This is a genomic window from Paenibacillus sp. JT22N15 (assembly GCF_059383755.1).
On record NZ_JBXENV010000014.1, the window covers coordinates 171,524 to 198,183 of the forward strand.

The following is a 26,660-nucleotide window of genomic DNA, read 5'->3' on the forward strand; positions in this document are numbered from 1 at the left end:
CTTACCACAGGCTAGTTTCAGTTACTTTTTTGGCGATCCGGTTAACGGTGAAAATTAGGATGATATTGATTAGAGAGTTGAACAGGCCAATCGCCGTGGAAAAGCTGTATTGCGCCTTCTGAATCCCCATTTCATACACGTAGGTGGGAATAATATTGGAGGTGGCGTAGTTCAGATCGCTCTGCATTAGAAACGCTTTTTCAAAACCAATGCTCATTATGTTGCCGAGTGCGAGAATCAGCAGAATGACGATCGTCGGCAGAATGCTCGGAATGTCCACGTGCCACACACGCTTCCTTTTGCTCGCTCCATCCATAGTTGCAGCTTCATGCAGTTCGGGATTGACTCCCGCAAGGGCAGCAAGATAAATAATCGTGGCAAATCCGGTCTCCTGCCATATCCCTGATAAGATATACAAGGGACGGAACCAGCCCTCATCGGCCATAAAGAGCACGGGGTCCCCTCCAAACCAGGTGATGATGTGATTCACGATCCCGCTGTTCGGAGATAAAAAAACATTAAGCATACCGACAAGTACAACGGTAGAGATAAAGTGCGGCGCGTAAATTACGGTCTGAACAAATTTCTTATAGGTCTTCCCAAGCATCTGATTCAGCATGATTGCGATAATGATGGGAGCCGGGAAGCCAAACAGCAGGGATAGAAAACTGAGTGTAAGCGTATTCGTAATGATAGTCCAGAAGTTATAGGAATTGAAAAAATCTATAAAGTGCTGAAATCCCACCCATTCACTACCCCATATCCCCTGACTTGGTGAAAAGTCCTTAAAAGCAATTTGCACCCCGTACATCGGATAATACTTGAATACGAGATAAAGAATAATGATCGGCAGTAAGAACAGATACAGTTCATAGTCGCGTTTGACTCGGCTCCATCTCTTTCGTTTTGGTTTGATCATGGAATGATCCAGGCTACTAATTTTTGAATTCACTCTTGTACACCCTTTCCAGTAAAGTATTCTCCGTTTTGAAACGTTTCCAATTCAGTGTGTGCGAAGGGATTTATAGATAAATCGACATCATAAACCGACCGAATAAACGGATACTTTCCAACCTGATCATAATTTGAAACGTTTCCAATTATGGGTAAGAAAAACGCCAGAGGGTCAATTCACACTGTTAAATCGACCATGAGCTGATGCTTTTCCTACCAATCATAATCACGTAGTTTCGCCTTGCCTAAAAGTAACCGGGAGTCGATACACTTGCTGTTCTAAATCCTTGCCTTCAATCTTCTCATAAAGCAGTCTGATGGTCATGCGTGCCATTTCCTCCACCGGTTGTCTGATTGTTGACAACAAAGGATGGAAATAGGGATGATCCTGGATGCCATCGTATCCAATGACCTTTACATCTTCTGGGACCCGAATACCCTGCCTGCCTGCTCTTTCAATATATTTGGCGGCAAATATATCGGTAATGGCAAAAACGCCGTCCACATCGTGATGCTCTTTTAGTAACTCATCAAAATAAGCGTCGTCATCCTCAACGGGGTCTGGCTTCTCGTATACAACGTACTCAACACCCATTGTTTTCGCCTCTTGAATGAAGCCTTCTCTACGATTCATGGTTTCACTGTAAACTGAAGTGACGCTTCCTATAAATGCCGGTTTTCTAGCACCCGCTTTTACTAGCTCCCTTAAGGCCAAACGCCCGCCTTCGTAATTATCCGAAGTTACGCAGGTAATTTTCTTGTTAAAATGCCTGTCGATACTTACAATCGGAATGTCGTTTCTCACGTTGTTCTCTATATCGTTGTAAGTAATGCCGACGATACCAGCCACTTTGTTTTGCTGAAGCATTTCCAAATAATAAAGTTCTTTTTCAGGCTTGCCTCCGCTATTACAGAGCATGAGCTTATAACCCTCAAGATCCAACTCATCCTCAATGTAATACGCCAGTTCAGAAAAAAATGGGTGCCAGATGCTTGGTAACATCAGTGCTACCATCTTGGATTTACGCATTTTGAAATTTCGGGCAATTTCATTAGGGACATAATTCAGCTCTTGTATGGCTTCTTCAACTTTTCTGCGTGTAGCGGGTTTTACAGCACCTGATTTATTAATGACACGGGACACGGTTCCTACTGCTACGCCAGCTAAGATGGCTACATCTTTAATACTCGACATCTAACCCCCCACTTAAACCCTCGATAAAAATTATAATATCACCAAATTGGAAACGTTTCAATATTTTTTTGAACGTTTCCATCAGAGTTCACTTCCTGCGGAATGTAGTTGTCCTTGAAGAATTGTCTGACCGCTAAGCCTCTAAGTGAAGGGCACTTCTGGCGGCATGTAATTTTCATGCGGTATGTTTACCATAGTTCTCCCTAACTCTCTTATCATGCAGACAGGAGTCCTTCTGATACCTAAATCAATACGGTTTGGTGCTACTTATGTAGCCTTGGAATAAAGTTTGATCATTTTCTGGCTATGATCTTCAACAATCGCGCCCGATTGCGGAGGATTAAAGAGAATACAGTTCTATTACTTTTTCTAAGGGAAATTGATTTGGAATACACATATCAACAAAATAGGGTAACTGCCATTTTTGAGTTTTCATCGCTTGTTTACTACTCGGACTATCCCAGCTAGGATAAACTCTTATTGCCATTTTGCCCTTTGTTGAAGTAGACCTAAGAATGTTCTGTTTTAAAAGTATTTCTTTTGGAAAAATAAATTGCCCAAACTCATTTTCATTTTTAAAGGTAGTTATAACTAATAAATCAGGGGCTTCCTCATATAAGTAAGGTTGATTTTGATTATTTTCGTCCTTTTCCCAAAATGCAACAAACTGCCCTACTTTGGTAGGGGTTATATTCGAAACTCTGAATCGCACTGTTTTAGAAGATAATTGAAATGTACCAGCACCATACTTAGAATTTTGCTTTTCTTCTTGAACTGACTTTACAGTTAAGTGATTCGGCTCATAAATCTTTTTATTTACATAAGTTAATGCTGTAAAAAAATTATTCATTTCTTCACTCCTAAAATTCACACAAAATGGCCCGATTGCTGAATTGTCATAATCCATCCTGTCGACGTAATTGTATCAAACTTTATTATAAATTATCGAACTTTATTCCAAAGCCACAACTTAACCCAGTCGATTCGGAGTATTGTCACTAAATAATGTATCAGGAAAAAAGTTCAATTATAATCGCTTTTTTAGACGCATAATTTTATCTCATTCATATAATTTCACTACCTTTTAAATTATTTGAATTTCATAAAGCCAATTTAACGGTGACACTAGCAAAACAATGTCACTTTAACAATCACGTAATGATAAAAATAAGGGTAGCCCTATAAATGACTTAGGGCTACCCTTGATGAATTATTAAGTTTTAAATTCCCGTTTCGTCACTTCCTATTTGGAAGAGAACAACACTTTATTGTAATGAATCAGATTGCATTAAACAAAAGGGCATAGACCCGTCGAGAAATGGGAGTGAAAGCCTCCAGAGGTGCGTGGAGCAGCGTGCAGCAGATCAACAAAAAAGGAGCAAAACTCGCCCCTTCTGTTCCCGCATGCTTGCCGGTTGCCCATTTTGACGGCTCTCGTCCCATTCAATCCGGGTTACGATCTTCTGGTGAAATCCTGCGAATAAGCGAGCATTAGTGAGAAAACTGCATCGTACCAAGGGGGCTTAATGAAGCATAGTCAGTCTAATACTTTATTTGCCGAGTCTAACATTTTATTTTCTTCTGACAGTAATGAATCAGTTACCACACTCCTCCGGACATGAGAATCCGTCATGAGCTACATCCGCCCAAGTTCTTGCCAGTAGATTGATCAGAGTTAGCCCTTTGCCATGTAAAGCTGAACACCACAATGTTGGAGCTGAACGTGTAAAAATAAATTCATAACAGCAACAAAAAATAAACAGCCTCAGTCCTATGGAATACAGGAAAAAGACCGTCTATTTTTCTAATTGTACTACCTACTTGACGTGGTGCAGTTCAGTCCTAGATTGCCGTTGTTAGTCTGAAGTATTAATGCTCCTGCAATACAATAAGGACTTTGTATTGTTCATTCTTTTATTTACTTGCAAGTAAAATAGAATGTTCACCTTGCTCTTGGCGAGTCGTTACTCTCTTGTGAAATTCTCCAACATCCCCGCAGGATATCGACTACCTGCCGATCCATTAGGAATGATTTCTGCAATACGCGCAAGGTCATTATCAGTTAGTTCAATATCCGCAGCCCCAACGTTCTCTTTAAGGCGACCAACACTTCGCGTTCCAGGAATCGGAACAATACTCTCATCCTGTGCTAGTAACCAAGAGAGCGCCAATTGTGCAACTGTGATCCCTTTGTTTGATGCCAATTCTTTAAGTTGTTGAACGGCCTTCAAATTATAGGTAAAATTCTCTCCCTTCCAGCGCTCATCTATACGACGAAAATCATCTTCAGGATACTCCTCAGCTGGTTTAACATCATTAGTTAGAAATCCTCTGCCTAACGGTGCATAAGGGACTAAACCAATGCCTAATTCCCTTAACACTGTAATTATGTTTCTATCTTCAAGCTCCCTCTCAAAAATAGAATACTCACTCTGCAATACCGATACTGGTGTCACAGCATGTGCACGGCGAATGGTATCTGGGCCAGCATTACTTAACCCAAAATATTTCACTTTTCCTTGTTGAATGAGGTCACCTACTGCACCAGCAACTTCCTCAATTGGGACATTTGGATCTGGAATGTGTTGATAAAAGACATCAATATAATCTGTTTGTAAGTAGCGCAAGCTATTCTCAGCCACTTTACGAATATTGTCTGGATGGCTGTTGAAACCTGCACCAACCTGCTCTGCTTTCATATCAAAACCAAATTTTGTTGCGAGCACAACTTTATCACGAAAATCTTTAACGGCTCTGCCAAGCACTTGCTCATTATGACCATTACCGTATAACTCTGCTGTATCAAAGAAATTGATACCGAGGTCATAAGCTTGTCGTATCGTCTCAATGCCCTCATTCTCATTAGAAGGACCATACGCTACTGAAATGCCCATGCAACCAAAACCAAGTGAAGAAACACGCAACCCCTGTTGTCCTAAAGAACGATACTGCATATTTTATTCTCCCTTCGTTTAAGGCTAATGAAAGCCTTGTAAATAATTATCTTTACTCCCTAGCGATCATCAACCTAATTGAAGTGGTCTACACTTCAGAGTTAGTATCATATCGTCGAAGTAATCATACCAAATTAAAATTACAAAGTAAACAAAAAGAATAAAGTTTGTATATTCTGTTTATAAAATGTATTATGTATTTCATGTAGAGGAGCGGTTATAATATTGAAAGGAGGGAATGAAATGAATAACAAGATTGTCACCGATAAGCACAATGAAACAAGAAGCAAACTCATGGCGAAATTACTTCCTTACGTGAGGAAAAATGGGTTTCAGTTGCTTACAATGGACGAAATATCTAGAATAATGGGCATTAGTCGAGCCACATTATATAAGTACTACTCTACAAAAGAAGATATTGTGGAATTTATAGTAGATAGTTTTGTTCAATATATTCATGAAATCGTTGATGAAACAAGTGGGGAGAAAATGGGGGATCGTTTTCAACAAATTTTCGAGCAAACCGTTTTATTAATGCAATACATTACAGATGTATTCTTGAAGGATCTTGAGGTCCATTACCCAGAGAAATTTGATCAACTCGGCGAGGCGCTAAAAACACGCGAGCAACAAATATTAGATTTTTATAATGCGGGAATAAAACAGGGGATTTTCAACAAAATTAACGTGAAGATTACCATTAAGCAGGATGAGATTTTAAGAGATATCTTGGATGCAAAGTATCTAATGGAAAATAATCTTACAGTATATAATGCGATTTCCGACTATTATACGATAAAAAAAATATTACTATTTATACCCGATAAACTGCATACCGTCGATGACAAGGCAATGACTCCGAAAATCGAATATATGGCTGCTAAAATAACCAAAAATCTTTTTTAATAATATCCACACTTAGGACTATACCAACTATAAGTATTCCCCTCTCCCTATTGATCAAAGAAGCCCTGCTAAGGGCTCTTTTGATTACACCTTTGATCAAAACAAAACCCTTGTTTTCATTACCCAAAACAAGCGCTCCCCAAGCATAGTATTTGCGCTGCCGCTTTAAAGGAACGGGGGTAGTGAAGAGGAACATACAAAAGTTTTAAATAAGTGTCCCATCTATTCAATCCTGCCCCTCCTCCCCACAAGGCTTCCCAGCCCTTTCTCCTCCCTTCTCCCTAACCCCTAAAGCATAATAAGTTTGAGCTGAGCTTAGGAAGTGATCAATCAGGTAAAGCAGTCGAGGAAACACCTGAGAAAATAGCTTGAGAACGCAGGCGTGTTACGGAATTCCAAGGCTGTGGATGCTGGGAAAAGCCTGCTTCCTGGGGAAAAGAGTGAGAAAAATGCCGAGCGAAAATCAGGGGTGGATACCTGAAGTTCGTCGGTGACGAAAGAAAACAAAGTTGTGGACTAAGAGGACGGCGAAGCTGTAGCCGTGCGCCTGCTTGTTCTTCCTGGATCGGTATGCTGGTGCCGGCAGCGGCGAGCTGCGGATCATGCTTCCAGTTTGTTCTTTCAGAAGTTCCTGTTCGGCACGATCTTTCACCGCCGGTCGCTCCAGTCTTCCAGCGTGATACAGTTGGTTTTTCAGTCTAATACCTATTTCGCTGGGCTGACAATTCTAACAGCTGTAAAGCGCGTAACATCAACCATGCTAGTCTACAACTTAATTTTCTTTCGACAGTCGACTCGTGAGCAAACTTTAAGTGGAGAGCGGCAAACATAGTGTGGAGAGTTGCAGACTTCAATGGAAGTCTACACCTATCTCATTCATTTGGTTTCACCGCTCATTCATTTATTTGAGCTACTAATAGCTAGTCTAAAAAATTCATTATTAAAAGTCATTTAAAAATCTCACGACGAAAAAACAAGGGCAGTCCTATAAAATAACTTAGGACTACCCTTAATGATTAAAAAAGTTTTAAACTTTCGTTTCGTCACTTCCTATTAAGAAAGAGAAAAAAGACTTTATTGTAATGAATCATGGACATAAACTATTTTGAAAAATCACACACTATATTGTTAAAGAAACGACTATATTGTCTAGACAACAACTTTAATGTCACTAGACACAGGGGGGAATTTATTACTCTCCCCTACTCCACCGTAACACTCTTCGCCAAATTTCTCGGTTTATCAACATCATGCCCGAGCGCAAGCGAAGCATAGTAGGAGATCAATTGCAGTGGTACAACGGACAGTGCTGGCGTCAGGATCGGCAGTGTGCGAGGGATCGAGAACAGTGTATCAACCGACTTGTTCGCTTCCTCTTCATAGCCAACATTACCAATACCGAGCACATTCGCGCCGCGCGCTTTTACTTCTTTAATATTGCTCAATGTTTTCTCATACAACTCTTCCTGCGTGACCAAAGCGATAACCGGAACGCCTTCTTCGATCAGCGCCAGCGTGCCATGCTTCAGCTCGCCAGCTGGGTAAGCTTCCGAGTGAATATACGAAATTTCTTTCAGCTTCAGCGAGCCTTCCAGCGCTACTGGATAGTCAATGCCGCGGCCAATAAAGAATAGGCTCGGATGCGAGGAGATCGATTCAGCAATATCGCGCAATACCGGCGCTTGCTCCAAAATGCTTTCCACTTGCTCAGGAAGCTCTTGCATCGCAGCAAGAATTTCGCTTACCTCCGCTGTATTTTTCGTTCCCAGCGTATCCGCGAAATACAAGCTGAGCAGGTAGAATACTACGAGCTGCGACGTATAAGCTTTCGTCGAAGCAACCGCAATTTCCGGTCCTGCCAACGTTACCAGCACATCATCCGCTTCGCGGGCAATCGAGCTGCCCACTACGTTCGTAATCGCCAATACGCGAGCGCCATTGCGCTTCGCTTCACGAAGTGCAGCAAGCGTATCCGCTGTTTCACCGGATTGGCTGACTACAATTACGAGCGTGTCTGGCGTAATGATCGGCGAGCGGTAACGATATTCCGAAGCGACATCCGTTTCAACCGGAATGCGGGCAATGGACTCAATAACCGTTTTACCAACAAGGCCAGCATGATATGCTGTTCCGCAAGCTACGATATGCACTTTACGAATCGATTTAATATAATCCTTCGTCATCGCCAGTTCAGACAGCTGTACCGATTTGCCGTCGTCAGCAACGCGGCCCAGCATCGTGTCGCGGTATGCTTTCGGCTGCTCATAAATTTCTTTCAGCATAAAATGATCAAATCCGGCTTTTTCTGCGGTTACCAGATCCCAATCGACATGGAATATTTCCTTGGAAATAGCTGCGCCTTCTGTCGTCATCAATTCGACACTATCACGTGTCAAAATAGCCATTTCGCCGTCGTCCAAAATATAAACGTCACGCGTATGCTCCAAAATCGCCGGAATATCCGATCCGATGAAGTTTTCGCCTTTGCCTACGCCGATGACGAGAGGGCTTGCAAAACGAACTGCAACCAGCTTCTCCGGTTCAAACTCTGTCAAAACGCCCAGAGCGAATGCTCCGCGCATACGTTTAACGGCACGCTGCACCGCTTCAATGATGTTGCCGTCATACTCATCAGCTACGAGATGCGAGATCACTTCTGTATCCGTCTCCGATACGAATACATGGCCTTTCGCAGTCAATTCATCTTTCAGATCCAGATAGTTCTCAATGATACCATTGTGAACGACCGAAAATTTAGCGGAATTGTCCGTATGCGGATGAGAGTTCACATCGGATGGCTTGCCGTGTGTTGCCCAGCGCGTATGCCCAATGCCGACGGAACCATGCAATGGCTCGCCTTGCAGCTTGCCTTCAAGATTAGCAAGGCGTCCTTTAGCTTTCGAAACTTCAAGACCGTTGTCTGTGAATACAGCAATACCTGCCGAGTCATAGCCGCGGTATTCCAGCTTTTTCAGCCCTTCGATCAAAATCGCCTGCGAGTCACGTTTACCAATATATCCTACAATTCCACACATAATTTAATAGACCTCCGTTTTAGGTATAATGCCCTTATGACGGATGCCTGCCTATATGCGGCACAGGCGCTATTCGGTTGTCACAAATTCAGTTCTGCTTTTGTCCAAAGAAGTTGTGTAACCCTCTGCCCATACCAGCCCCACAGGCGGCACCATAGACATACGGGAATAAAAGTTCAATTATTTCGTCTGTTGATGCCTGCTGAACGTTTGTATGAATGGTCGCCCAATCATTTTGCGTCTCAGCTTTCGGTTGGCATGCTATAACCGGGAGGCCCCCGCCGAACATTTCGAACACCTCCACCTCGTCAGCTTCCCGTATGATCGCCCCGAGTGCTTCTCCATAACCACTGTCCGCACATCCATCATGCAGTCCATATCGGTTACGTCGAGCATCAAAACGAATCATCACGCAAGCTCTGGCGCTTATATTGCAGTGTAACCTCGATCCTCGCTTTCCTTCTGGAATGAAATCATTACTCTCTATTGTATTCATTATCAGGCAAATATGCAACAGCATCGGGCTCGTGCCCATTCATAAGCAGCTATACCCACCGATTGTCTCCATTGCCTCATTCATTCTATGTCTCAACAAATTATCGGTGCCTAGCCGCCTGCCTCCCGCAAATCACCTTAGCATGCGCTCAAGCTTCAACGCATATGCTTCGGTTCAATCACCGGAGGCAAGCGGCCTTAATCATTAAAGGCACTGATTATTGTCATTTATGCCGCTTAACATTACTATCGTTTACTATTGCTCACATAAAAAATAAGTCACGTATAATATTACTGCCATTAAAGTATATAGGCGCCAACCCTTACGGACATTGAAGATTATGGTTGAAGTTTCCTATCGTTAACGATTATCGCCGCTGAAAACTCAGCCCATTAATCTTTAACCGAGTTCTTTTTTCACCACATCAACGATTTTTGCCACGTATGCTTCAACCTGAGCCTTGTCTGGCCCTTCTGCCATGACGCGAATGAGCGATTCCGTACCGGAAGGACGAACGAGCACGCGGCCATTGTCGCCAAGCTCACGAGACACTTCTTCCGCTGCTGCTTCAATCGCCTGGTTGCCCAGGTATTTGCTCTTGTCTTCTACGCGCACGTTAACAAGCACTTGCGGGAACTTGCGCATAATGGTTTTCAGCTCGCTGAGCTTGCGGCCGGAAGCTTTAATCGTATCGACCAGCTGCAAAGCGGTCAGAATGCCGTCACCCGTCGTAATATAATCTAGAAAAATAACATGGCCGGACTGCTCACCGCCCAAGTTGAAGCCGCCGCGACGCATTTCTTCCATCACGTAGCGGTCGCCAACAGCCGTTTGCGCGGTTTGCAGGCCAAGCTGCCCCGCCGCCTTGAAGAAACCAATGTTCGCCATAACCGTCGTAACGACGGTGTCATGCTTCAGCTTTCCAGCCTGTTTCATAGCGTCGCCAATGATGCACAAAATATAATCGCCATCGACCTCTTCGCCCTGGTCATCAATCGCAATCAGACGATCGGCGTCGCCGTCAAAGGATAGTCCCAAATCCGCTTTATGCGCCAGCACCTGCTCACGCAAATATTCCGGATGCGTCGATCCGACGCCCGCATTGATGTTGCGGCCATCCGGCTCCGCTCCTACCGTAATAATTTCCGCACCAAGCTCGCGGAATACAGCTGGCGCCAGCTCATAAGCAGAGCCGTTCGCGCAGTCGAGCACGATTTTAAGGCCGCTGAACCCGCCTCTAATCGTCGTTTTCAAAAAGTCCAGATAACGCTTCTTCGCGGAATCGTCATCGGTTACAGTGCCAATATCGCCGCCTACAGGGCGCGGCAATTCATCCTGCTCCGCATCAATCAGCTGCTCAATGCGAATTTCCGTCTCATCCGACAGCTTGAAGCCGTCGCCAGCGAAAAACTTAATGCCATTATCCTCAACCGGATTATGCGAAGCGGAAATCATAACGCCTGCATCCGCCTTCAGCTCGCGTGTAATATAAGCGACTGCCGGCGTCGACACGACACCTAGGCGCACAACGCTTGCGCCGATAGACAGCAAGCCAGCGATAAGCGCTGATTCCAGCATTGGACCGGAGATACGCGTATCCCGTCCAATAACGACTACCGGCTTATCTGCCTCTCCCGTTAATACAAATCCGCCGCAGCGGCCAATTTTATAAGCAAGCTCTGGTGTCAATTCCTGATTCGCGACACCGCGCACGCCATCTGTACCAAAATATTTCCCCATTGTCGTTCTAGCCCCTTTTATTATATCGATATTGACTGAAAAACCAGCCAATCCTATGCTGCTCATTAATCAACTAACCATTTGCGTTTGCGGAGCTGCCGTTGCTAGGCTCGCCGCCCGCATTCGTAGCTCCATTGCCATCATTGCCGCCATCGTTTCCCGAGTCAGGACTAGGCGTACTTTCTTCCTCATCCGGCGTTGCCGATGGCTCAGGCGTTGGAGTCGGCTCCGGCTTGGTCGTACCGCCGCTTTCTTCCGGATCTGCCGTCACCGGATCAGACTTCTCGCCAATAACTACCGTAGCGGTTAATGCCGCTTCTTCGTTCGTCAAGGTCACGAAACGCGGCACCGTTGTCGACAGCTTAATCGTATGCGTTCCAGCCTTCAGTCCCTGCAAATCAGCTGTCAGCTGCAAATCCTTGTCGCTAATTGCCGATAGCACATCTGGTGCGCCGTGAATGGTGAGGCTCGCCTCGCCGCTCTGCGGCTTGCTGATTTCAGCAAAAAGCCCTTCGCCAACATTTGTTAATTGAATCGCTCTCGTCAAGGTCAGCGCTTCCCATGAAACGACATTCACCTCAACATTAATTTCAGCAGGCTCAACCATCACTATGCCATCCAGCTTCGTGACCTTCGCCTTCACCGTGCCCGACTGCTCGACAGCTCCGAGATCAATCGTCACCCCATTATATACTTCGAGAGCATCAAGCGTTTTTTGATCCGCATAAACGGCAACTTTGTCGATTTCCGGTTTAATCGAAGCGATGCTTAAACCTTCCGGCAAGCTGCCCGTATAGCTGATCTGGAGCGGAACCATCTTGATTGGCGGAGTGACGGGAACCTCCACATCGACGATCTTCGGATCGGTAATGGCATGCTCCATCACTTTGCCTTCCGTATCATAAACGACAACACCCGCTTTTTTATCCTCAACTGTCGATTTCGCGCCTTCCACACTAACGGTCGCGCTTACCGAACCGACATATTCCATTTCATCCTTCGGAAGCGTCACTTTAACGGACGGAGCTGTTTCCTTGCCGACCAGTGATGGCGTTCCAACAATATAGCCGCTTGAAGGCGTACCAGACGTCTTCAGCCCCAAATCAAAGGACTTCGTCTGAATTTCTTCGATATCTACCTTTATCGTACGCTGTGAAATTTCCAGCAGGTTGACGCCGCTCGGCATCGTATACGTTAACGGCACAACATGCTCGCCTTCCCCAAGTCCGGTTAAATCAGCTGTAATAATATAATCCTCGTCTTTGGCAGTGAGCAGCTTGGAGCGGCGGCCTTCTACCATAATCCTGACAACGGTCGGCTCCATCTGCACGAGCGAATATTTAGCTTCATCCAGCCCGGTTGGAATAATTTGCGCGGCCTCGATAATTTTTTTATCTGTATTGGAGGTCACCGCAGCAGGAGTCGATTCCGGATCGAAATGCACGACTGCCCACAGCAGCAGCGCAATGACGATAGAAATAATTTTGATCGCTGTCGGATGACTAAGCCATTTATCCATCCTGGCCTCCTTTCCGCTTCCAGAACGCGAACGACTGACGTTCCTTCGTGCGTCCATTCGTCTTCGGAGTCAGCTCCTCGAACAGCTTCGAGATTAGCGATTCTTCTTTAATATCACGAACGATCATGCCGTTGAGCGCCAAGGAAACTTGTCCCGTTTCTTCCGATACGACGACCGACACCGCGTCACTAACCTCGCTGACGCCGATGGCCGCACGATGGCGCGTCCCAAGCTCCTTGCTTATAAAAGGATTTTCAGACAGCGGCAAATAACAGCCCGCCGCCATAATTTGATTACCCCGAATAATGACCGCTCCATCATGCAGCGGCGTATTTGGCGTGAAAATATTGTTCAGCAGCTCGGAGGTAATCCGCGACTCCATCTGTACACCTGATTCAATCAGTTCATTGACGCCGGTTGTCCGTTCAAATACAATTAGCGCGCCAATTTTTCTTTTCGCCATAAACTGAACAGCCTTCATCACTTCATCAATCTGCTCATTGACGACATCCTTATCCATGAAGGAGGAGCTGACGAACAGCTTTCCTCGTCCCACCTGCTCCAGCACCCGCCTCAGCTCCGGCTGAAAAATGATGAGGACAGACACGACGCCAAAGGTGAACATTTGGTTCATTACCCATTTGAGCGTATATAAATTAAACCATGTGCTAATCGCCCATACAGCAATAAGCACAAGGATTCCCTTCAAGAGCTGAACCGCTCTGGTTCCTTGTACAAGCAAAATGATTTTGTAAATAATATAGCTGACGATCCCGATATCAATGACGTCCTTGATGCCGTTCTGCCAAGTCAAATCTGCAAAGTAACTCATGTATGAACCCCCAAACAACCGAGCACGTATCGCATGTATTTTGAATTTCAACTTATTATTTTCTATATTCGGTGCGGAAACTCCTTTATTCAAGGTGAAACAGCTGTCGCCATCCTTTGGCGGTGCAGCACGTTTCATTCCGAGAAATATAGAGAAAGGATGGACACATCATATCCTTTCCTATATTTCCGAAAAAAAAGCTGCCTTCCCGTCAGGAAGGCAGCTCACCTAAGAAGCCAATCCGCTGAAAGTTGTCGTTACCTTATACCAGAACCAATCAAGTGCCTGATCAATGGTCCGGCTTTGCCCGGCAATAAAACCGGTCGAGGCCAAATTGAGGGAACCGTCAATGACCGTTACATTGCCATCGATTTCGCCTCTAACGTCGGCCATGCCATTTTCAACGATCAAATTTCCTTTAATATGCACACCTTCTGGAATTGTAACCGTGTTGCCGTCAATAACGACCTGATGCAGATCCTCGCCCGACACCACCAGCTTCGTATCGTGTCCCCACATGGAGACAAAGCTGCCCAGCATAACGAGTACAAAAATCGCTGCGACCGTTACGCCTGGGTACTTGTAGAGCAAACGCAAATACTGCGGACGAGTCTTCGCCTGCGGTTTCGGTATTTGGTCCAAAATAAGCTGCGTCAGCTTCTCGGAAGCCTGTATATCGTAATGCGGGACCACTGCGGCATGCTCTAAGGCGGAAAAAGTCATCGCTTCCGTCTTCTCCAGCTGTTCGAACCGAGCGAGGCAAGCGGGACAAGTACTCATATGCCCCTTCAAATCCATCGTACCTTGTCTGGTCAGATCACCGTCAAAATAGTCGTGCATCATTCCGATGGCGACTTTGCATTCCATAGCAGCCAGTCCTTTCTTTCTTTTGCTTACGTTAACGCCCTACTACAACTATAGGATACGTATCAAATCCGAAAGTGTTTCAAAATTTCGCGACAAGCTTTCGGCCAATTTTACAGCTTGTATTCCAGCTTCTTGCGCAGAAACTCCCGTCCCCGGTGTACCCTCGTCTTAATCGTCGTGACAGGGATATCCATGACCTCGCTAATTTCTTGAAGAGACAAATCCTCAATATAGCGCAGCATCATTACCGTCTTGTATTTCGGCGGAAGCGAGGCAATCGCCTGATGAATAATCCGCTGTGTCTCAGACAGCAGCGTCTCCGACTCGGGCGTTCGATTGTCGCTTGGAATCATCGAATAACCATCCAAACCTTCATGATCCGTCGATTCCGCATCTAGCGAATATACAGGCTTGCGCTTGCGCAGCTTGTCGATGCAAAGATTCGTCGCGATCCGATAAATCCAGGTGGAAAATTTCAAGGTTTCATCGTAACGCTCTAAATTTCTATACACTCGCATGAACGCTTCCTGCACGACATCTTCCGCCTCTTGACGGTTGCTCAGCATGCGGTACGCCATGTGAAAAAGCTTGTCCTGATAGAGCCCTACGAGCTCAGCAAATGCCCGCTGGTCGCCTTTTAACGATAATTTTGCAAGGCGGGCTTCCAATACATTCACTTCTACTCCTCCAAACTTTCCGTTTGAACGGATTGTTGCCGCGAGTGCTATTATGAATCAGCAATGCCTACTAAAACAAATATAACTCCTGCCGCGTCCTCTGCCCTTAAACTCTATAGAAAATCGTAATCCACATGGACTTAAAAAGCAAGATAAATGCGCAAGTTGAAACGGCTATTGCCGCCTTATTTGAACTATTATATACGTTTTCCACTCTTTATGGCAAAAAAGCAGCTCTCAAGCTTATCGCTTGATGCTGCTCTTGCCGGGCCTTTTACGGATGCGCTGCGTACCGCACTTCGTCCCAGCCTTCTTTTATAAAAGATATTATAAGGAATTGGTCATCAGTTTTTGAAGCACGCTTTGAATTTCGCTCGATGGAATGGCAAAACCAATGCCCTGCGCCTCGGTGCTTACCGCCGTATTAATGCCAATGACCTGACCGCTCGTATTGAGCAGCGGACCGCCCGAGTTGCCCGGGTTAATGGAGGCATCGGTTTGCAGCAAATGCTTGTAATCCTTCGTGCCGCCATCTTCGTCTTGGACGGATATCGGACGTTCTTTCGCGCTTAGCACACCCACTGTCATCGTGTGGTCAAAGCCATACGGATTGCCAATTGCAATAACCCAGTCGCCGATTGCTGTGCTGTCAGAGTCGCCAAGCGACAGCGTCGGGAACGCCGTCGTTCCGGTAATTTTCAGAACCGCCAAATCCAGATCGGCGCTGGAGCCTACCACCTTAGCCACAAACGGCTCATCATAACCTTCTACGGTTACCTTCACTTGGGAAGCTCCGCTAATGACATGCTCATTCGTTAAAATGTAGCCATCGGACTGGAATATAAATCCCGTTCCCGAGCCTGTAAGCTGCAAATTGGAATCGTCTGTTCCGCTCTGGTCATTAGAGCCTGCACTCGGCTGCTGCTGGCCGCTCTGCGGTGCCAGCTGCCCGAAAAACTGCCAGTAGTCTGAACTGCGTCCGCTTGCGCGTGTCGCTTGGCCGTAATTTTCAATTTTGACAACGGCCGGGGAAGCTGCCGCATAAATGTTGGAAATTTGGCTGTCCACCGAATTCGCTGCTGTTGTCACGCCCGCGCTGCTCTCGCTGCCATTGCTAACTACACTGCCGTTGGTCGTATTTACCGTAGCCACGCCGCCTGTGAACAAATTGCTGCGATCCGCCGTATACATAAAGCCGCCAATGACGACAGCCCCTGCTAAAAATGCTGCAAAAATGGACTTCAACGGCGTACGCTTCGCTGGCTTCTGTGAACCCTCATCGCCGCCTCTGCCTGCGTCGCTTTGTCCTCTGTCCGTCATCGTCCGCAGCTCACTGAGCTGCTTCTCATACGAATGGCGCAAGTTAGAGGGAGAACGCTCCGACTCGTAGATGTAGGAAGCAACAAGCGGCGCCGTCTGTTTTCCAGCTTCTTGCCCTGCAGCTGTTTCCTGCTGCGCCGCGGATGAATCTGCTTGCTGCGGCTTTGCCTGGCTGCTATCCGCATCCGCTGACGCCGAAGCCTCACGCCCCGGTTCAGCCGCATCTTCATAACCATAAACGGTTTTGAAAACTTGCTCACCCTCCGGCTTGCCCTCTTGCTTGCCAACTGCACTCGATTGCTTGATTTTGCTATCGCTTGCCCCCGCTGCGTTCATCTCCGCCTGTTGTTTCCCTTGTCCGCCGCCATTTACTTGATCCGACATACGTTCATCTCCCTGTCCATTCATGCTGTTATTTGTTCCTCTATATTGGTTGTCCTCGCTCATCTTGATTGCCTCCTTCAAGTTTTACCGAGTAAATTTCTTCACGTAAGCTAAGTATTGAGATAATAAGGATTAGTCAGTGTGTATTCGGTCATTTCGTTTGCCTTCTATGTATACATCATGCAGGATGCACCTTAAACCAAACTTAAGCGATATTTAAAGCAACATAAAACCTTTCGGGGCAGCCCTATTTGCGTACTAAAAAGCTGTACAAGCGCATAACAAGTCCCCTCGCTGCCGCTCAACCCACCTTTTCAACGCAAAAAAAAGCCAAGCTGGGCAATGGCTGCCCTGCTTGGCTTTCCTGTTTACGCCAGCGTTTTCTGGCGTTTATTTATTTGTTCAAGCGCCTTATTAGCCCGTGTTTCTCAGGCCGGCGGCAATTCCGTTAATCGTAAGCAATACTTCACGAAGCAGCTCTGGATCATCCTCGTCCTTCGCCCGCAGTCCGCGGAGCTCAGTCAGAAGCTGTACCTGCATATAGCTGAGCGGATCGACGTATGGATTACGGAGGCGAATCGACTCTTGAATAACCGGTACGTTATCCAAAATTTCCGTTTGGCCCGTAATGCTTAAAATCATTTGCGACGTCAGCGCGTATTCCGACTCGATTTGCTGGAAAATACGGTCGCGGATCGCCTCGTCGGAAATCATGCCCGCGTATTCCTTCGCAATAATAAGATCGGCTTTCGCCAGTGCCATCTGCAAATTGTCGATCAAAGAGCGGAAGAATGGGAACTGCTCATACATCGTTTTTAGCGTCTGCAGACGCTCTTCGCTTCCATCCACATATTGCTGGAGCGCTGTGCCGGCTGCATACCAGGCTGGCAGCAAATAACGGCTTTGCGTCCAAGCGAATACCCATGGAATCGCACGCAAATCTTCAAAGCGGTCACTGTTTTTCCGTTTGGACGGACGGGAGCCAATGTTCAGCTCGCCAACCTCAGGCAGCGGTGTCGACTCCTTGAAGTATGTGAGGAAATCCGGATCGCGGAAAATCAAATCCTGATATTTCTCCAGCGCCGTCTCGGAAATCGAACGGGCAATCTCTTCCCACTCTGGCTCGGCTGTCTGGCCTTGCTCCGGATATTTGGCCAAGCGCGCAGCTGTAATCAGCGCCCAAGTGGCCTGCTCCAAGCTGCGGTATGCGATACCCTGCATCGAATAACGCGAGGAAAGCACTTCGCCTTGCTCGGTAATTTTGATGCCGCCGCCTACTGTATGCGGAGGCTGTGCCAAAATGCTGCGGTTCAGCGGCATGCCGCCGCGACCGAGCGCGCCGCCGCGTCCGTGGAAAAACTTCAGCTTAACGTCGTATTCGTTCGCCGCTGCTGTAATTTCCTTAAGCGCTACACGCAGCTCCCAGTTAGCTGTAACCGCTCCGCCATCTTTATTGCTGTCGGAGTAGCCCAGCATGATTTCATGCAGATCGCCGCGAGCCGCAATGGCTTGACGGTAAATCGGCAGCTCGAACAGCTGCTTCATAATAGCTGGAGCCGCATGAAGGTCGTCGATCGTCTCGAACAGCGGCACCGATTGAACGGAGCAGTGAACGGTACCGTCGCGATCTTGGCGGAACAAGCCGACTTCCTTCGAGAAGACCATGACTTCCAGCATGTCGCTGGCGCCCTGCGTCATACTGATCAGGTAGCTCGAAATGCAGTTCGGGCCAAACTCTTGCTTCGCACGGTAAGCCGTATGGTAGACATCGAGGCATTCACGCGTTGCATCTGTATAGTCCAAATGGCTCGACGTCAACGGACGCGGGTCATTCAGCAGGCGATGCAGCAGCTCAACCTTTTCATCCTCATTCAAAGCCGCATAATTCGGCGTAATGTTCATTTTCGCCAAAATTTCCGTCATCGCATTTTCATGCTCTTTGCTGTGCTGGCGAATATCGAGCGTCATCAGGTGGAAGCCGAACAGCTCAACCTGGCGTACCAGCTTGCCGATATGCGTATCTGCGACATAATCCGCGAAGTGATTGCGCAGGCTGCGGTCAATAATTTTCAAATCCTCCAGCAGCTCTTCCGGGTTGTTATAGCGCATAGCGGAGCCTTTAAGCGCCTCATTGCGCGTATTGGCGAGCTTCTCCAGCATAAAGCCAAGCTTGATGCGGTAAGGCTCCTTCGTATTGCGCCACAGCTCTACGCATTTCAGCTCAACCTGCTCGCGGTCGCGGCGAATCGATTCGATCAATTCATCCGACACTTCCACAATGTTCGTGCTGAAGCTCAGTTGGCCCATCAGCTCATTCAGCGTTTCTTCATATTTGCGAATAGCCAGCAGGCGGTGCATCGTCAGCGCTTCCCACGTCACCTTCGCGGTTACGGAAGGGTTGCCGTCACGGTCGCCGCCGATCCACGAGCCAAAACGGAGAAAGTCTGGCGCATGCCATTTTTCACCTGGATAATATTTTTCAAGGCAGCGCTCTAGCTCCTCGTAAACAGCAGGCAGCACCTCGAACAACGTTTCATCAAAATAATACAAGCCGTTGCGAACTTCGTCGATAACCGTAGGCTTACGGTCGCGAAGCTCATCGCTTTGCCACAAAATAAGCACTTCATTCAATAGCTTCTCGCGAAGCTTCTCGCGCTCACGGTAAGTCAGCGTCGGATTATCAAGCTCCATCACATCTTCGGCAATCCGCTTGTGGATATCCAGTACCGCTCTGCGTGTCGCTTCCGTAGGATGTGCGGTCATGACAAGCTCCAGCGAAATGCCGCTCAGCATTTGCTGTACATCTTCCACTGCGATTTGACGTTCCTTCAGATCCGCTACAGCGCTCTCAATGGAGCCGCGTTGAACGCCTTCCCCAGTAGAACGCTCATAATCGCGCTTGCGGCGAATACGGTGATTTTGTTCAGCAATGTTAACCAGTTGAAAATAAATCGCGAAGGCACGAATGACCTGGTGCCTAATTTCCGGGCTCAATGACGACACGGTCGTCTTGAATTGCGCGAATAGCTCCGGAATATATTCCGCTCGCAACGATTTGCTTGTTTCGCGGATTTGCTCCACAATTTCAAGCAATTCCTTGCCGCCCTGGTGGACGAGCACTTCGCCGAGTATGTTGCCTAGAAACCGAACATCCCTACGCAGCAAATTGTTCGCTTGCTGGCGGCTTGCCGATAAATTCGTTGCAGCTTGTTCCGACATACTGAAATCCTCCTGTAGCGTGCCCTATAACGGACTCATTTTAACTATCTTACACTATACTACAAAATCCTTCATGGTTGAAGCCCCGCCATTTACCAAGATGTATGGGAGGATGTCTATCATGCTCGCAACTAAAAAGGGGGTATTTCTCATAAAATAAGGCGATGATCTTCTGCATTTCCGCCAACTCCCTACATTACCCCTATCTGCTTCATTTCTATCTAAATCACTATTTTTGAATAAATGTAATCGTTTTTTTATCCAGAAAAAAGAGTAGTTGCGATTCTCGTAAATCATCGGGTATGGTATAAAAAGGATTTTAAGGAGAAAAGGAGGGAACTTCCATGCTCCAGCTATACTTGCCATTGCTTTTGTTTATCGCAGCTATTGTTTATGTGACAGTTAAACTTACAGACAAAAAGGGCAGCTACCAGATGCTTGCCCCTTATCAAATCGCCGTTATCGCCTTCAGCTTGCTGCTTATGCTCGTGCAGTCATTTATCCCTTACCAGAATGTTACGTTTAGGGGCGGCGCATTGGCATCCTCGCTGCTGTCCACCGCCTTGTCCCTGCTCGCAATTTTCCTCACCTATTTCAGAAAAAATAGTTGGGCCTACCTCTCTCTTGCTGCTGCTTGCGCTTCGGGAATCGTGTCCGTCCTTCTGAAAATATATTAATGGAAAATTTTCCGAAAACCGAAATTTATAGAAAATAACAAAAGCCAACCAAACAGCGCTCGCTAGTTGGTTGGCTTTTATTTGGCTAAAGAATTACTAAATCTGCTTGCTACTTTTCAAGCCGCTTATTTCGACTCCACATCCCACTCATACACATTGATGAACGCGCCCAAATCCTTCGGCCCACCGACCAGCACGCGTTTGTTCGTTGCCAGCAGGCGGTAATCGGCGAACAAAGCAATTTGCGGCAGATCCTCCATGATTAGCTCCTGCACCTTGTCATAGATGACGCGGCGTTTGTCCGAATCCGTCTCCTTCGTGCCTTCCAGCAGCAGCTTGTCCATTTCTATACTGGAATAGCGGGCATAGTTTGTTTTGCTTCCCGTACCAAATACGGTCGTCAAATCGGGATCAAGAATAAAGATGAGGCCCAAAATATCCAAATCGTATTCGCCTTTGATCAGCTTCTGCACCGACGTGGCAAGATCAAACTTTTGCACTTGGGCGTTGATGCCTACCGCCTTCAAATTTTCGACAATAATGTCGGCAGCCTGCTCCCTCGTCTTATTGCCCGAAGGCACGACCAGCCTCAGCGTCTTGCTCGAATCCCAGCCTGCTTCCTTGAGCAGCTCCTTCGCTTTTTCCGGATTATACGTAATAGGCGTCAGGTTTTTGTTATAGTACGGGTGAATCGGCGTATATTGCACATCCATGCTCTCGCCTTCGCCTTTAAGCAGATTGTCGATCATCATCTCGCGATTAATCGCATAAGCGATGGCGTGGCGCACGCGAGCGTCGGTTATCGTCTCATTATTGAAATAAAGATTTTGATAGTTGAACGGTTTGCCGGACACCGCATTAACGTTGGACATGTTTTTCACTTTCTCAAAATCCTGTACCGAAATCGTGCCGATACCCGGGAAGTTCATATCAATCTCGCCGCTTTGCAGCTGGGCAACCAAATTGCTCGAAGGCATAATTTTAAAATTCAGCTTATCCAGCTTGGGCGCGCCTTTGAAAAAATCCTTGTTGGCTTGCAGCTCAATATATTGATCCTTGGCGTAAGTAACGAAGGTGAATGGCCCATTGACGACGGTCGGCTTTTGGAAAAATGGATTTTGCGCCAGCGTCTCTGGACTCGCGTCTTTCAATACATGCTCCGGCAGCGGCTTAAGGTTTTTGCCGAAGCTTTCCATGAACAGGTTAGGGTCCACTGGCTGCTTCGTGCGGAATTCGACGGTGTGGTCGTCGATTTTTTTCACGCCCGCTACATCGCTTGCCCCTTCCGGCAGCTTGCCTAGCTCATCGAAGCCTTCCAGCAGCGCATAACGAGTGGACAGCGATACAATCGACTTCGGATTGCCAATCAGCTTCACCGTAAATACGACATCATCCGCTGTGACGGGCTCACCGTCGCTCCATTTGGCCTTTTCATTCAGCTTTACGGTGTAAACCTGATTATCTTCGGTTTCAATGCTGTCGGCCAGCATCGGAACGAACTTCAAGTTTTCATCAAGCTCCATGAGCGGCTGGAACAAAATCGACGTCACAATAATCGACGTATTATCCGTCTGGTCAATGGGATTAAACATAAGCGGCGCATTCGTAATCCCAATGTTTACGACCTTGCTTTCCCCCGCTGGCTTCGCTTCGCTGCCGCCGCTTTCTCCGGCTGTAGCTGGACCGCTGCTTGAGCATGCGCTTAGTGTCAGCATAGATATCATTCCAACAAGCGCACAAACCATTTTCCAACTGTTTTTTGTCTTCATCGATGATTGTCCCCCTTAAAATGGTCGTTATTTCAAGCTTTTTGGATCCATTGCATCGCGCAGCCCGTCGCCGATAAAATTTACCGACAATACGCTAACGACGATCATGATGCCCGGCGGCAGCCACAGCCATGGCTGCGAGGTCAGCACCGTAAGCGATTGGGCATCGGTAAGCATATTGCCCCAGCTTGCTGTTGGCGGCTGAACGCCAAGCCCCAGGAAGCTAAGCGAAGCCTCGGATACGATAGCACCTGCAATACCGAAGGTTGCATTCACGAGAATCGGAGCCAGAGCATTTGGCAAAATGTGCTTGAACAAAATACGCGGCGTACCTAGTCCCAAAGCGACTCCCGCTTTGACATAATCCATCTGCTTAATCGACAGCACGCTTCCCCTTACAAGCCGCGCTACGCCCGTCCAGCCAAGGAAACCAAGAATCAAAATGACATTCGTCAAGCTGGGACCGACTACGCTGACCACAACGAGAATAAGCATCAGCTGGGGAAAGGACATAAAAATATCCGTCACCCGCATGACCGCCATATCCACAATGCCGCCAAAATACCCCGAAACGAGGCCCAGCACCGTCCCTATCGTGACGCTGATTAAGACGGAGCCCAAGCCGACCATAAGCGACACTCTCGCCGCGTATATTAACCGGCTCAACACATCGCGCCCTACCTGGTCGGTGCCAAGCAAATGCTCGGCGGAAGGCTCGGCTTCGAAAGCCTCCGTCACCTGATAAGGATCATGCGGAACGATCCAAGGAGCCATAATTGCTCCCAGCGAAAGCAGCGTCATGAGGACAAGCCCCGCTACCGCAAGCTTGTGCTTCTTAAATCTGCGAACGACCATCCCTGCATAGCTCTCTTCTTTATGGCTGCTTTTCACAGCCGTCTCTGCGAGCTGGCCGCCTCCACCTCCAGAGCCCGCTGCCTTGTTCGTGCTCATCTGCAGCATAGCCATGGCGCTTCCCCCTCTCCTTGTTGCGAGACTATCGTTTTCGTTACGTTCTTACTTAAATTTAATACGCGGATCTGCAACGGAATAAATAATATCTGTCAGCAGGTTTGCCGCAAGCACCATGAAAGCCGCCAATAAGTTTAATGCCATTAAGGTTGGATAATCCCTGTTCATAATGGAGCCCATCGTCAGCTGGCCGATCCCCGGCCAAGAGAATATTTGCTCGGTTACAACAGCACCGCCCAGCAGAATCGGCACTTCAAGCCCGATGACCGTGACAATGGGAATCAGCGCATTGCGCAAGGCATGCTTATTCACGACCATAAACTCGCGTACGCCCTTGGCGCGTGCGGTCCGCAAATAATCCTGGCCTAAAATATCAATGACGCTCGACCGCACATAACGAATCTTTTTCCCCGCAATGCCTGTCCCCAGTACGAGTACGGGAAGGATGAGATGCTTCAGCCGGTCGACGAACCCGCCATCCCCGCCAAGCGTAATCACGCCACCTGAGGGCAGCAGCTTTAATTCCAGTGAAAATACGTAGATTAAGCCCAGCGCGAGGAAAAAGTTCGGAATGGATATGCCGAGAAAGGAACCGCCAGTCGCCAAATAATCCAGCTTGGAATTTTGCCGGGTTGCGCTAATGATGCCGAGGGGAACCGCAATCGCCAAGCCGACGATGAGCGACAGCCCCATAAGGGTGACGGTCGGCCCAATGCGCTCGCCGATCATTTGCGCCACAGGCTGATAGGTCGTCAGCGAGAAGCCGAAGTTTCCTTTGAACACATCAACCAACCAGTGGATGTATTGCAAATACAGAGGGTCATTCAGCCCCAGCGCGTCCTTCTTCGCTTCAATGTCGGCTGGCGGCGTATTGGGGTCGATCATCATTTCGACCGGACTTCCGGGCGCCAGATTGATGACAATGAAATTAATGATGGTCACGCCCAGCAGCACCGGCACAGCAATTAACAGACGCCTAATGATATAGGCCAGCATGCGGCTCTCCCCCTCTTCTCATAAACGATAGACTCTAGTGAAAAATGTTCCCTGCGGGCATTCCCGCAATCTTGCAATCTTGCAATCTTGCGTTCTTGTGTTCTTGCTTTCTTGCATACCAGCTTTCTTGCAATTCCGCCACAACGTTAGGCTTCGCTCGCAAAGCACGCGACACTGTGCTGGGCGCCCTTCAGCTCCGGCTCCTGCTCGCGGCAGATTGCCATCGCCAGCGGGCAGCGTGTATGAAACCGGCAGCCGCTTGGCGGATTCGCCGGACTTGGCACATCGCCTTGAATAACGATGCGCTCCTTCGTCCGCAAATGCGGGTTAGGGACCGGGTAGGCGCTGAGCAGCGCCCGCGTGTATGGATGCTTCGGCTGGCGAAAAATGCTCTCCGTCGTCGCAATTTCAACGACCTTGCCCAAATACATGACCGCAATGCGGTCGCTAATATACCGAACGGCACCCAGGCCGTGACCGATAAACAAATAAGTGAGCTGAAACTCCTTCTGCAAGTCCTTTAGCAAATTAAGCACCTGTGCTTGAATCGATACATCAAGCGCCGATACCGGCTCATCGCAGACGATCAGCTTCGGTTTAAGCGAGAGCGCCCGTGCAATGCCGATCCGCTGGCGCTGTCCCCCCGAAAACTCGTGAGGATAGCGGTTTTTGTAGCTTTTTGGCAAGCCTACAATTTCAAGCAGCATCTCCACCTCGCCCGCCACCTGCTCCTTCGGCAAAATGCCATGCACCAGCATCGGCTCCGCCAATATATCGCTAATGCGCTTGCGCGGATTGAGCGAGGAGTACGGATCTTGAAAAATCATCTGCATGTCCGAGCGGACCTGCTTCATCGCCTTGCTGCCATAATGGGCAATATCGTCGCCCCGGAACAAAATCCGCCCCTCCGTCGGCTCCTCCAGCCTGACAATCGTGCGGCCAATCGTAGATTTGCCGCAGCCGGACTCCCCGACCAGCCCCACCGTCTCGCCCGGATAGATTGCCAAATTGACGCCATCGACCGCTTTGACATGCCCGACCGTACGGGAGATGACCCCTTTACGAATCGGATAATAGGTTTTCAACTGCTCGATTTGCAGCAGCGGCTGTCTGCCTGCCAGCTCCGGATTAACCATACGCAGCCTCCTTCGCCATGCTTGCCGGCTGCTCAGCGAGCCAACAGCGTGTTAAGTGATTTTTGCCGGAGGGAATTAATGGTGGAAGCTCCGCTTCGCATTTTTCCATCGCATGGGGACATCTGGCACGGAAGCGGCAGCCTGCCGGCATATTTTGCAAGGACGGGACGGAGCCCGGTATGGATGCAAGCCGTTCGCCAAGCTCCGCATCAATATGCGGAATGGACTGCATAAGCCCCTGTGTATAGGGATACCTAGGCTCATCGAACAATGTATACACATCCGTCTCCTCTACAACTTGGCCTGCATACATCACGATGACTTTATCCGCCATTTCCGCAATGACGCCAAGATCATGGGTAATGAGCATAATCGCGGTGCCCGACTCCTGCTTCAGCTTCTTCATCAGCTCCAAAATTTGCGCCTGTATCGTCACGTCCAGCGCCGTCGTCGGCTCATCCGCAATGAGCAGGCGCGGCTCGCAGGACAGCGCCATCGCAATCATGACCCGCTGTCTCATGCCCCCGGAGAGCGCATGCGGATATTCATCCACCATAACCTCGGGGCGGGGAATGCCTACCCTTTTCAACATTTCTATCGCATAGGCTCTAGCCGCCTTTTTATCCAAGCTCATATGCAGCCGAATCGCTTCAATCATTTGATGCCCGATCGTAAATACCGGATTAAGCGACGTCATCGGCTCCTGAAAAATCATTGAAATATCATTGCCGCGAATATCGCGCATCTGAGCTTCGGTCAGTTCCCCAAGGCTTTTATCCTCAAAAATAATTTCCCCGCGTCTGATGCGCCCCTTCGCCCCGAGCAATCGCATAATCGACAAGGAGGTGACGCTTTTGCCGCAGCCAGACTCGCCAACGATGCCCAGCGTCTCTCCCGGTTTAAGCCGAAAGCTGACATCATCAATTGAAATCACTTCCCCCTGATCGGTACGAAAGGCCGTCTGCAGCCGATTGACGGTTAGCAAATGCTCCATGCGCTTCTCACGCTCCCTCTG

20 protein-coding genes are annotated in these 26,660 nt (G+C 47.9%); 2 read left to right on the plus strand and 18 right to left on the minus strand.

All coding sequences use genetic code 11. The annotated features are described in order from the left end of the window. Window position 1 precedes the first annotated feature (1 nt). From AC50X8_RS25120 to AC50X8_RS25135, 4 genes are all read right to left on the minus strand, one after another. A complete protein-coding gene (locus tag AC50X8_RS25120) occupies window positions 2–919 on the minus strand; it encodes an ABC transporter permease (RefSeq protein ID WP_200931605.1) in 918 nt (305 codons plus the stop codon). 261 nt (window positions 920–1,180) lie between these two features. After that, window positions 1,181–2,149 carry a LacI family DNA-binding transcriptional regulator gene (locus AC50X8_RS25125; protein ID WP_056033190.1) on the minus strand — a complete coding sequence of 323 codons (969 nt, stop codon included), beginning with the start codon at window positions 2,147–2,149 and terminating at the stop codon, window positions 1,181–1,183. Window positions 2,150–2,489: 340 nt separating this feature from the next. After that, entirely contained in the window at window positions 2,490–2,999 is a 510-nt protein-coding gene (locus tag AC50X8_RS25130; protein ID WP_494882177.1) for a MepB family protein, read from the minus strand. Window positions 3,000–4,113: 1,114 nt separating this feature from the next. Further along, window positions 4,114–5,103: an aldo/keto reductase gene (locus AC50X8_RS25135; protein ID WP_494862818.1), complete on the minus strand. Its 990-nt coding sequence runs from the start codon at window positions 5,101–5,103 to the stop codon at window positions 4,114–4,116. Window positions 5,104–5,346: 243 nt separating this feature from the next. On the opposite strand from AC50X8_RS25135, the gene AC50X8_RS25140 reads away from it, so the two are divergent. Further along, a complete protein-coding gene (locus AC50X8_RS25140; protein ID WP_056033181.1) occupies window positions 5,347–6,009 on the plus strand; it encodes a TetR/AcrR family transcriptional regulator in 663 nt (220 codons plus the stop codon). A gap of 1,202 nt (window positions 6,010–7,211) precedes the next feature. On the opposite strand, the gene glmS is transcribed toward AC50X8_RS25140, so the two are convergent. The 9 genes from glmS to ppc all read right to left on the minus strand — a co-directional run bounded on the left by glmS (window position 7,212) and on the right by ppc (window position 20,098). After that, complete coding sequence (gene glmS, locus AC50X8_RS25145) at window positions 7,212–9,044, minus strand: glutamine--fructose-6-phosphate transaminase (isomerizing) (protein WP_056033178.1); 1,833 nt, start codon at window positions 9,042–9,044, stop codon at window positions 7,212–7,214. An 88-nt stretch (window positions 9,045–9,132) separates the two neighbouring features. After that, on the minus strand, window positions 9,133–9,540 hold the full coding sequence (locus AC50X8_RS25150) for a hypothetical protein (RefSeq protein WP_494882181.1): 408 nt from the start codon (window positions 9,538–9,540) through the stop codon (window positions 9,133–9,135). 399 nt (window positions 9,541–9,939) lie between these two features. Further along, on the minus strand, window positions 9,940–11,280 hold the full coding sequence (gene glmM / locus AC50X8_RS25155; RefSeq protein ID WP_494862850.1) for a phosphoglucosamine mutase: 1,341 nt from the start codon (window positions 11,278–11,280) through the stop codon (window positions 9,940–9,942). 73 nt (window positions 11,281–11,353) lie between these two features. Beyond that, window positions 11,354–12,799 carry a CdaR family protein gene (locus AC50X8_RS25160; protein ID WP_494882183.1) on the minus strand — a complete coding sequence of 482 codons (1,446 nt, stop codon included), beginning with the start codon at window positions 12,797–12,799 and terminating at the stop codon, window positions 11,354–11,356. Beyond that, window positions 12,792–13,631: a diadenylate cyclase CdaA gene (cdaA, locus tag AC50X8_RS25165; RefSeq protein ID WP_056033166.1), complete on the minus strand. Its 840-nt coding sequence runs from the start codon at window positions 13,629–13,631 to the stop codon at window positions 12,792–12,794. The genes AC50X8_RS25160 and cdaA overlap by 8 nt, the downstream gene beginning before the upstream one ends. Window positions 13,632–13,859: 228 nt before the next feature. Further along, window positions 13,860–14,498 carry a zf-HC2 domain-containing protein gene (locus AC50X8_RS25170; RefSeq protein WP_056033159.1) on the minus strand — a complete coding sequence of 213 codons (639 nt, stop codon included), beginning with the start codon at window positions 14,496–14,498 and terminating at the stop codon, window positions 13,860–13,862. Between the two features lie 110 nt (window positions 14,499–14,608). Further along, window positions 14,609–15,175, minus strand: a complete 567-nt coding sequence (gene sigW / locus AC50X8_RS25175) for an RNA polymerase sigma factor SigW (RefSeq protein ID WP_056033156.1) — start codon at window positions 15,173–15,175, stop codon at window positions 14,609–14,611. 327 nt (window positions 15,176–15,502) lie between these two features. Continuing rightward, window positions 15,503–16,942 carry a S1C family serine protease gene (locus tag AC50X8_RS25180; protein WP_494882185.1) on the minus strand — a complete coding sequence of 480 codons (1,440 nt, stop codon included), beginning with the start codon at window positions 16,940–16,942 and terminating at the stop codon, window positions 15,503–15,505. 351 nt (window positions 16,943–17,293) lie between these two features. Next, window positions 17,294–20,098, minus strand: coding sequence for a phosphoenolpyruvate carboxylase (gene ppc, locus AC50X8_RS25185; RefSeq protein ID WP_494882187.1), 2,805 nt, complete (start codon window positions 20,096–20,098; stop codon window positions 17,294–17,296). A gap of 344 nt (window positions 20,099–20,442) precedes the next feature. Here ppc and AC50X8_RS25190 point away from each other — a divergent pair, with 344 nt between their 5' ends. Continuing rightward, entirely contained in the window at window positions 20,443–20,775 is a 333-nt protein-coding gene (locus AC50X8_RS25190) for a hypothetical protein (protein WP_056033147.1), read from the plus strand. A gap of 125 nt (window positions 20,776–20,900) precedes the next feature. Here AC50X8_RS25190 and AC50X8_RS25195 read toward each other — a convergent pair whose 3' ends face one another. From AC50X8_RS25195 to AC50X8_RS25215, 5 genes are all read right to left on the minus strand, one after another. After that, the gene (locus tag AC50X8_RS25195; RefSeq protein ID WP_494882189.1) at window positions 20,901–22,544 is read right to left on the minus strand and encodes an ABC transporter substrate-binding protein; all 1,644 of its coding nucleotides are present in this window, start codon (window positions 22,542–22,544) and stop codon (window positions 20,901–20,903) included. Window positions 22,545–22,571: 27 nt separating this feature from the next. After that, window positions 22,572–23,504: an oligopeptide ABC transporter permease gene (opp4C, locus tag AC50X8_RS25200; RefSeq protein WP_494862908.1), complete on the minus strand. Its 933-nt coding sequence runs from the start codon at window positions 23,502–23,504 to the stop codon at window positions 22,572–22,574. 54 nt (window positions 23,505–23,558) lie between these two features. Beyond that, window positions 23,559–24,509 (minus strand): ABC transporter permease, encoded by a 951-nt coding sequence (locus tag AC50X8_RS25205; RefSeq protein ID WP_494882191.1) that lies wholly within the window; start codon window positions 24,507–24,509, stop codon window positions 23,559–23,561. A 146-nt stretch (window positions 24,510–24,655) separates the two neighbouring features. Further along, window positions 24,656–25,645 (minus strand): ABC transporter ATP-binding protein, encoded by a 990-nt coding sequence (locus AC50X8_RS25210; protein WP_494862866.1) that lies wholly within the window; start codon window positions 25,643–25,645, stop codon window positions 24,656–24,658. Beyond that, window positions 25,638–26,639 carry an ABC transporter ATP-binding protein gene (locus AC50X8_RS25215; protein ID WP_494882193.1) on the minus strand — a complete coding sequence of 334 codons (1,002 nt, stop codon included), beginning with the start codon at window positions 26,637–26,639 and terminating at the stop codon, window positions 25,638–25,640. The genes AC50X8_RS25210 and AC50X8_RS25215 overlap by 8 nt, the downstream gene beginning before the upstream one ends. Window positions 26,640–26,660 lie beyond the last annotated feature (21 nt).